The sequence below is a fragment of the Cupriavidus sp. IDO genome (assembly GCF_000812465.1).
In the GTDB taxonomy this organism is placed as follows: domain Bacteria; phylum Pseudomonadota; class Gammaproteobacteria; order Burkholderiales; family Burkholderiaceae; genus Cupriavidus.
The window spans coordinates 1-1,314 of sequence record NZ_JWMA01000108.1 but is presented as its reverse complement, the minus strand read 5'-3'; the positions used below and the strand labels follow the sequence as shown (position 1 = coordinate 1,314).

The window sequence follows — 1,314 nt, the reverse complement described above, 5'->3', positions numbered from 1 at the left end:
CTAGTAGGAAGCGCTAAACAGTATGAGACATGGGATCCACTTGACACCCAAGGTCGGCGAGGCGTTTGAGCAGGCGGCGGATGGTCTTGTTGACGTCGTGACGGTTGAAGTAATCGGGACCGAGGTCGGCGTACTCAACGCCATCGCGGAGCATATGGTAGGCGGCGGTGAGCATGGAGGCGGCCACCGCGAGGATAGCCTTCTTGCCACCGCGGCGGGCCTTGATGCGCAGGAACTGGGCGTGCAGATAGCTGGTTTTGACGCGTACGGCAGCCCAGGCCGCCGTCACCAGGGCGGTCTTTAGCCAGGTGCCACTCTTGCGCACGCGCGTGCTGCGCCGCTTGCCGGCGCTCTCGTCATTGCGCGGGCACAGCCCTGCCCAGGACACCAGGTGGCCGGCATCGGCAAAGCGCGTCATGTCGACGCCGATCTCCGCCAACAAGACCTGAGCGGTCAAGTTGCTAACCCCGGGGATCGTGGTCAGCAGGCGGGCGCGCTGCCGGATCGGCGCCAGCGCTTTTCCCACGAGGGCGTCGAGTTCGGCCAGCGTGCGCTCCAGTGCGCCAATGATGTCCAGGTGCAGTTTCAGCATGGTGCGGTGGTGCTCGGTAATGCGTCCGTTCAGGGCCTCGCGCAACTCCACATGCTTTTTTCGGGCGCTACCTTGGGCCAGGGCCGCAAGTCTTTCGGGATTGTCCTCACCATCGACGATGGCCTTGAGCATGGCACGGCCGCTGCGGCCGAGCACATCCGAGAGCACGCTGCCCAGCTTGAGGTTGGCGTCTTCGAGCACTTTCTGGATACGCAGGCTGTGCTGGGAGATCTCGCGCACGAGTTGCTTGCGGGTGCGGGTGAGATCGCGCAACTCCTGAGTAGCGGCCGGTGGCACGAAGCTCGAGCGGATCAAGCCATGGGCGAGCAGATCGCCAATCCACATCGCATCGTTGACATCGGTCTTGCGCCCGGGCACGTTGCGGATATGCTGGGCGTTGGCCAGCACCAGCTCGAAGTTGCCCTCAAGGATGTGCCACACTGGCTTCCAGTACACCCCGGTGGCTTCCATGGCGACATGGGTGCAGCCGTGCAGCGCCAACCAGTCAGCCAGCGCCAGTAGCCCACTGGTGGTGCTGTCAAAGCTGCGCACTTCATGATGCTCGGGCGCCGAGACGCAGCGCACACAGGCCACGATGGTGTCCTTGTGGACGTCCAGCCCGGCACAGCGGGGATAGAGTACTTGCATGGAGCCTCCTGCCAGAGTCAACGGCATCGGCAGCAGCCCTCGTTGTCGAAGTCTAGTAGACGTGCTTCGGGGTG

At 63.8% G+C, this 1,314-nt stretch carries 1 protein-coding gene; it reads right to left on the bottom strand.

Features of this window, described 5'->3' with window-relative positions:
• Positions 1 to 13: 13 nt before the first annotated feature.
• Positions 14 to 1,240, bottom strand: a complete 1,227-nt coding sequence (locus RM96_RS26495) for an IS110 family transposase (protein WP_039014714.1) — start codon at positions 1,238 to 1,240, stop codon at positions 14 to 16.
• Between the last annotated feature and the right edge of the window lie 74 nt (positions 1,241 to 1,314).